Origin of the sequence: Clostridium sp. BL-8, from assembly GCF_002006495.1 — a bacterium.
Taxonomy (GTDB): Bacteria; Bacillota; Clostridia; order Clostridiales; family Clostridiaceae; genus Clostridium.
Genome location: NZ_LZZL01000148.1, coordinates 1 through 7,237, shown reverse-complemented (window position 1 = coordinate 7,237; position 7,237 = coordinate 1). Strand labels below are relative to the sequence as shown.

The following is a 7,237-nucleotide window of genomic DNA, read 5'->3' as shown; positions in this document are numbered from 1 at the left end:
ATGTACTTATTATTTTCTGTTCAATTTTCAAAGACCATTTTCTTTCACAACTTTCATTGTAATCTTTTTATTTATCGTAATCGCCTTAAGCGACTTGACCAGTTTATCACTTACCTTAGCGCTTGTCAACAACTTTTTTAAATTCTTTAAAGTGCTTATTTTCTAAGTCCTTTATCAATTTCTTTTAAATTGTTTACCGCTCTCAGCGACGTGTTTTATCTTACCATTTCCTCCTTATTTACTTTTTTTATTATTACCTGATTTCATTAGATTATTTATATATTTCACAATTATTCTTTAACATTCTAATTTTTATTTATATTGATACGCTAGAAGTAGTTGTCTATCATTATCTTCTATGATACAACAATATTTCTCCAAAATATCGGCAACACTCCTTACTAAAATGATATATTAATATGATTATATTAAGTTTTATAACCTTAATCACCACAAATTATATTACTATTTGCTATATCATTGAATTAAACAAGTAACTTTTAACATTTAATAAAATAAGCTTAGAAAAATTAACTAAAAATAAAGCAGTAGTTAGATTATCCCTACCTACTGCTTACTTTTTTAATATAACTATAATAAATTATTTACTTTCAACTTTAATATCTCTCATACAACTCACTAAATTCCCTATATTACGATGAAAATTAACACATTCGCAGCACTTTCCATGTCTTTCGCAAGCAATATTAGAGCATGTACAATTTTTCTCATTACAACCAGCCATTATATACCTCCTTGTATGATAGAAGTCTACATAAACTTAATGTATGACCTTAAGTTTATATCATCATTTTTCATTATAGCAAATTAGTTAATTATTGTCTATTATTCACGGTTAACGCATAAAAAAGCTAATAGAACATTTAAATACTTTTGTAATATTCCACTAGCCTTCTATATAAAAAGTTTTAAAATTTATACTATCTAATAAAAGTTATTAATATTTCTATGCCATCTTAATTGTAATCTCTTTTAAACACTATTTCACCGTCTATCATTGTAAGATTAACTTTAGATTTTATATCAAGTGGGTTACCATCATATACTACAATATCTGCATCATACCCAATTTCTAGTTTTCCTATTCTATCTTGACAATTTAATATTTCGGCTGCATTCGTCGTAAGTGATTTTATTGAATCTTTAAATGATAATCCCTGACTCAAAGCTATAGTTGCAACTGTTCTTAAACAATCTATTGAATTATAAGGATGATCTGTTATAAGTGCAGTTTTGATACCTGCTTCAGTTAATTCTACTATAGAGCCATAATTTCTAGCCTTAAGTTCCATTTTTATTCTTGGAGTAAGAAGCGGCCCATAAGCCACCGGAACATTTTTTTCATTTAGATAAGATTTTACCAGATGTGCTTCAGTACCATGTTCAATTACCATTTTAGTAATATTAAATTCTTCTGCAATTCTTATAGCGGTTACAATATCATCTGCTCTATGAGCATGAACACGAAGTGGAATTTCACCTTTTAATACTGGAATAACTGCTTCTAACCGTATATCTCTTTCTTCGACTTTTTTATTTTCTTTACGAACTATGTAATCTTCTGTTCTCATAAATAATTCTCGTATTAGTGCTGCACTTCCCATTCTTGTTACTGGACATTTATGATTGATTCCATATGTACTCAATGGATTTTCTCCCAGAGAAATCTTAAATCCTGCTGGATTTTTAACTATCATTTTATCAATAATTGTTCCATGGGTTTTTATAACAACATTTCTTCCTCCAACCACATTATTGCTTCCTGGGCCACTCATAACACAGGTAATACCTGATTCCACTGCATCTTTAAACGCTATATCAAATGGATTTATAGCATCTATACCATTTAAATGAGGAGTAACTGGATCTGAAGTTTCATTGTTATCAACACCAATTTTTCCAGTACATTCTTCAATAATTCCAAGATGAGTATGGCAATCAATGAATCCCGGAAATACGATTTTTTCGTTCAAATCAATAATTTCAGCATTTTCATATTCATTTGCTAAATTATTAGATATTTCCGCTATTTTTCCATCCTTTATAACTATGTCCTTCTTATTATAATTATCTTCTTCTAAATTATATAAAATACCGCCTTTTAAAATAGTAACCTTCAATGCAATCTTCCTTCCTAATACATCTCTATATTTATATTCATATTAAGTAGCATATTTTGATGCAAATATGTTTAAGCAAAAACATACATTTATATGATTAACTGTCTTAAATAATATATTTATTTAAAATATAAAATGATGTACATTTAAAAATAAAAATTCACGAATTCCCTTATACAATAATCCGTGAATTTTTCATTATTAATATGCCCAAGATTTAATAAGTATACTCATATCAAAAACTTGTTCTTTATAACTTTTTATTTTATTATTGCATAGCAAATCTTTTTTTACTTTAACTAATATATTTCACTCTATTTTACTACATGTTCCATTCTCAATTTTTCTTTTAAATTTACTTTTATAAAATGGATTTATAAAAACTCTTAACTTGCTAAAATATTCTTGTAAAAAAAAAGGAGAACCCATTCTCTCTTAATTTGGTTCTCCTTTATTATTTAACTAAAAGCTTATCTTTCAATAAATTTCAGTAATACTTTATTAAATTCCTCACGTTGATCGTAAAATGACGCATGTCCGCTAAATTTAAATGGTATAAGTTCTGAATTCTTAATCATTTTTTCTTGTATTTGGCCTAATTCAAATGGTACAACTTTATCATGAATTCCATGAATAATTAGAGTTGGCACATTTATCTTATCCAAGTCAGAAAAGAAAACTTCATTTATCCATGCAGTTGCTATTGCTGCAGTTGCCCATCCTGCTGCTTGCAATCCCAATTGAAAAAACCATTGTGAAAAAGGTTCAGTTATATGTTGAAAGAAAAACATATCTCCAAATCCTTCTAACATTTTAGGTCTATCGGCATATGTTCCTTCGATAAGCTGCATAACTGCCTCTTTATCTAATCCATACGGAAAATCCTTACGTTTAATTAGACTTGGTGCTACAGCAGCAAAAAGAGCAAGTTTTGATACTCCATAGCCTCTATGCCTAGACATATATCTAATTGCAATTCCACCTCCGTTTGAATGTCCAGCAAGTGTTATATCTTCTAAATTTAATGTATCAATTACGCACTTAACATCATCTGCTAATCTGTCAAAATTATAACCTGTGAAAGGTTTATCTGATTCTCCAAATCCTCGTGTATCTATCCCAATACATCTATAGCCTTTCTTTGGGAAAAAATCAAATTGATATTCGAACAACCTATGACTTCCAGGCCATCCGTGTATGAATAAAATTGTTTTTTCAGCATCCTTGTTAATATCTTCAACATAGATCTTTACATCTGGTTCTACTTTAATGTAATATCCCATAGCAGCCTCCAATAGAGTTATTTATAATTTATATAATATAAATTTGAAGATAAGTTTGTGAATTACTAAATTTATTTTTTCTTTAAAACTACCCCCTTTACTATATAATGCTTGTACTATTTGGTGAAGCGGCGAATTTTTTGAATAATTACTCATTGAATATCCATTATTAGTGTTATTTTGAAGAATTATATGGTCAAAATCAATATATGGATGATAAAATAAACTAGCTAATGTATCTTCCCCTAAATTATTTATTCTTTTAAGTATTTTCTTCGTACCATCTTTACCTTCTACGTAGCCTAAAGGTGTAGGAACATATAAGGTTCTAGAATTACTTGGACTCTTAATTATTTTCTCTCCTCATATGTCCACATACCACATATCCTTCATAAATTATATCGAAATATTGCTCGAATATACTTTGTTGAAAACTAGTAGCTGCATAGTGGCGACTCTCAAAAAATTTAACAGGGAATTCTAACTTTTTTGCTGTATTAATAGCTGCCTAACCCCTTTTTCTTACATTCTTTTCATCATTATTACGTTCTTTATTAAATTCAGTCCCCTCCGCACTTACCTCTTTACCATACTGATGAGTATAACCCTGTAAACCAATTACACCATTTCTCTTTAGTAAATACTCAATTGTAAAAAGAAAGTTTGCATTAGACATACTATAATCTTTAGATATATCATTATCAATTCCGTTTGGAGGATCCACAAACTTTGGTATCCATGCTATATGAACTGGAGCCCCAACTGAAAACATATAATCTACAACTATTCTAAATTTCTCAAGATTCTCAGAATCCAAATATTCCTCACCTGCAGTTACGTCTTCAAATCGAATTAAAGCAATTTTTTCAGTATGCCTTGTATAGTTCTCATATTTATCTCTATCCAAATAAAGTGAAATTTAATAACTTCCCTTCAAAGCTTATTTTTAAATTATTTTCTATTAAAAGTAATTGCTTATCATAGATTATTTTATCTCGGTCGCTCACTTAATATTACTCTATGCTTTCAAAATATGCTTATGAATTTATAATATTCATCATGTATAATCTTTTAAAAAAGCATATATAGATTCACAATATTTATAATTAAAAGCTATAATATTAAATTATTATAATATTTCTTTAGGCTGCTCACTAGATGGATACAATCTTTTCATTCTGCATTGTTCATTCAATAACATTATTAATTTATCTTTTATTCTCACCTCTTGAGTATTTTGTTGTGAATTATTAGCCAAATTAAGTATCTCTAAAGGATCTTTTGTGACATTATACATTTCATACTCTGTTTCATCTGGTTCCTTCTTTACTGAAAAATAACTGATAGAATTAGATTTTTTATTAACTGTTTTAATTAAATTTCTATCTAATATACCTGGCGATGTCCAAAACTGCTTATTATCATAATATCTACTTAATTTCCATTTTTCATATTTGCCATCTTTACCTGTATTTAAATATGCTATTACAGTTTCAACATTGTTAGGTGATATTACTGATGCATAAGAATTCCCAAATAAAGTCACTTGATGCAATCCTTTTGTTACATTATCATCTGTTGAAAAATAAATTGGTTCTTGCTTCATCCCCTTACCACTTCCAAAAATTAAAGGTATTAAATTTCTACCTACTAAATATCGCGCTTCAGTATGATCTTTTTTTAAAATTTCAAGTGTTTTTTCTTCGTCAATATTTGCTAATCCTAATATGGTAGGCAAAACATCTACATGACTGGTTAATAATTTTGTGCAACATCCTTCTCTAAATAATCGTGGATTATGAATAATAAACGGAACATGTATTGTTTCTTCATAAGCATTGTACCATTTTTGAAATAAGCCTCCATGTGCTCCAAGTAATTCTCCATGGTCTGAAGTGAAAATTGTTATAGTATTTTCATAAAATTTAGATCTACTTAACGAACCCAGAACTTTCCATATTTCTTTATCTGCTTGTAATTGTAAAGAATAATACAACTTTCTATATTCCTCACTATCAATAGTTGGTTGGAAGGCTTTTTGAAATACTTCCTTATAACTTTTTTGTGCCCGTGGCTTAGTTTTTAGATCTTCATTTGCTGTCGGAGCTGATGGAATATACGGAACGGATGGATCTATTCTAAAATTAAATTGTGGACTACGTCTAGAAATCTCTCCATAAATGGCTATATCATGTGGATTAATAAAAGAGGCTACAATAGCCCAAGGCTTTTCTTGATGTTTATTATCAAGTTCAATTATTAAGTCAGAAACCTCTTCTGCATACACTATATCCCTTCCTGGAACCTCACCTGATGAAGATGCTCCTGTATTACATGAATTTCTTCCAAATGGTTCTGGACCAACCCATCCATCAAAACCATACTTGCTCAATTTATTAGCCTTCTTATAAATGCTTGTATTATTACTATTAGGAATTCCACTTACATCATTGTAACTTAATAACGAATTATGAGTTCCAGGAATAATAATATCTGCCTGAGATACATGCCACTTTCCTCTCCAATAAGTGTTATAACCATTAGCTCTTAGATAATCTCCAATAGTTGGAACCGTATTGGAATCTAACCAAAACATATCCGAATCAAAATCCTTTTTAGCAACTCCATTTGTCTGACTCACGCCATGCAGTGATGGATATTGCCCTGTATATAGTGTTCCTCTACTAGGAGAACAAGCCGTACTTCCTGCATAATGGTTACTAAATTCCAACCCATGCTTCTTTAAAAAATGTTCTGAAAATAATTTATTTTCTCTCCATGCCTTAATTTCTTCATTTTCATAAATAGTAGGATATCGTTGTTCATCTACAAGTATAATAAGAAAATTTGGTCTTTTCATCGTCTCACTTCCTTTTAGCCTTCATAACACAATATGAGGGTGAGAAGCGCTTTATTCTAAAGGAACATAGAATTTTATTACAATTAAACTTCTATCACTCCCTCTACAGTGAGCACGTAAAAATTGACTCATATTAATTTCTTTACTTATTAGTTAATTTATTAATTCATTGGGGCTTTTTAGATAGTTTCACTTCTTTGTTTTATTAACTTTTCATGATGTTTCATAATTTTCCATTAACCATTTAATATCTTGTTTTGGTGGTAAACCAAAAGTCTCCTGTATTCCCTGCTAAATTGTGATGGACTTTCATAGACAACCTCCATAGCTACTGATGCAATTTCTTTTGTTGTAAAATCAACTCGCAATCCTATAAACGGTAAATCTTTCGACGCATTAACAATCTGGCCAGATGCAGGAATGTCAATCAAAGAAGCAACAAGTCTCCTGCATAATAATAAACCAATTCCTTTCCCAAATGAAGTTTCTTTCATTCCTTGCAAAATAATACAAAATGAATGAGTAAGAACGCTGAGAGTTAATGGTGATGCATAAGTATGACGGTTAATCGTAAGAAATGGGATACTAGTCTTTATATTTCCCTCCGTACAGGTGATTTTTTCAGTCATGGCAATAATTTGACTTAATAAATTTTGACAAAGTGAAGATAAACAAATATGATGGGTTAGATTTCATTGATAAAATGAGTAAAAAAGTGAAAATACTACATAAAGGTTTCTCTATTCATAGTACACTTGCAGCTTTTAAAGAGATTGTTGACTCCTTTGATTGAGATATGACCCAAATACAACTCAATATTTTAGATGAACATCATCAAGTGGGTGTAGAGTGTTTAAAATATGCATCACAAAAGGGTTTAGCAGTAAATATTATGGAATACGCGGTGGCTCTCTTCTTAATAATGCTCCAATGGAAGTTCATGATATGATCAA

General features: G+C 29.7%; 6 protein-coding genes and 1 pseudogene. All 7 read right to left on the bottom strand.

Annotated elements, in window-relative coordinates; genetic code table 11:
- Positions 1 to 601: 601 nt before the first annotated feature.
- The 7 genes and pseudogenes from CLOBL_RS28300 to CLOBL_RS26130 all read right to left on the bottom strand — a co-directional run bounded on the left by CLOBL_RS28300 (position 602) and on the right by CLOBL_RS26130 (position 6,913).
- Complete coding sequence (locus CLOBL_RS28300; protein WP_009171357.1) at positions 602 to 745, bottom strand: hypothetical protein; 144 nt, start codon at positions 743 to 745, stop codon at positions 602 to 604.
- 232 nt (positions 746 to 977) lie between these two features.
- Positions 978 to 2,141, bottom strand: coding sequence for an amidohydrolase (locus tag CLOBL_RS26150; RefSeq protein WP_077861675.1), 1,164 nt, complete (start codon positions 2,139 to 2,141; stop codon positions 978 to 980).
- A gap of 470 nt (positions 2,142 to 2,611) precedes the next feature.
- Complete coding sequence (locus CLOBL_RS26145; RefSeq protein ID WP_077861674.1) at positions 2,612 to 3,424, bottom strand: alpha/beta hydrolase; 813 nt, start codon at positions 3,422 to 3,424, stop codon at positions 2,612 to 2,614.
- A 21-nt stretch (positions 3,425 to 3,445) separates the two neighbouring features.
- On the bottom strand, positions 3,446 to 3,775 hold the full coding sequence (locus tag CLOBL_RS29090; protein ID WP_278281366.1) for a DUF2334 domain-containing protein: 330 nt from the start codon (positions 3,773 to 3,775) through the stop codon (positions 3,446 to 3,448).
- A pseudogene (locus CLOBL_RS29085) lies at positions 3,771 to 4,241 on the bottom strand (DUF2334 domain-containing protein). Before CLOBL_RS29085 ends, CLOBL_RS29090 begins: the two are co-directional and overlap by 5 nt.
- A 312-nt stretch (positions 4,242 to 4,553) precedes the next feature.
- On the bottom strand, positions 4,554 to 6,284 hold the full coding sequence (locus tag CLOBL_RS26135; RefSeq protein WP_077861673.1) for a sulfatase-like hydrolase/transferase: 1,731 nt from the start codon (positions 6,282 to 6,284) through the stop codon (positions 4,554 to 4,556).
- A 236-nt stretch (positions 6,285 to 6,520) separates the two neighbouring features.
- Positions 6,521 to 6,913 carry an AraC family transcriptional regulator gene (locus CLOBL_RS26130; RefSeq protein WP_077861672.1) on the bottom strand — a complete coding sequence of 131 codons (393 nt, stop codon included), beginning with the start codon at positions 6,911 to 6,913 and terminating at the stop codon, positions 6,521 to 6,523.
- Positions 6,914 to 7,237 lie beyond the last annotated feature (324 nt).

Coding starts and splice junctions, on each gene's coding strand:
- CLOBL_RS26145 (WP_077861674.1), bottom strand. CDS start 3,424: ATGGGATATTACATTAAAGTAGAACCAGATGTAAAGATCTATGTTGAA.
- CLOBL_RS26130 (WP_077861672.1), bottom strand. CDS start 6,913: ATGACTGAAAAAATCACCTGTACGGAGGGAAATATAAAGACTAGTATC.
- CLOBL_RS26135 (WP_077861673.1), bottom strand. CDS start 6,284: ATGAAAAGACCAAATTTTCTTATTATACTTGTAGATGAACAACGATAT.
- CLOBL_RS28300 (WP_009171357.1), bottom strand. CDS start 745: ATGGCTGGTTGTAATGAGAAAAATTGTACATGCTCTAATATTGCTTGC.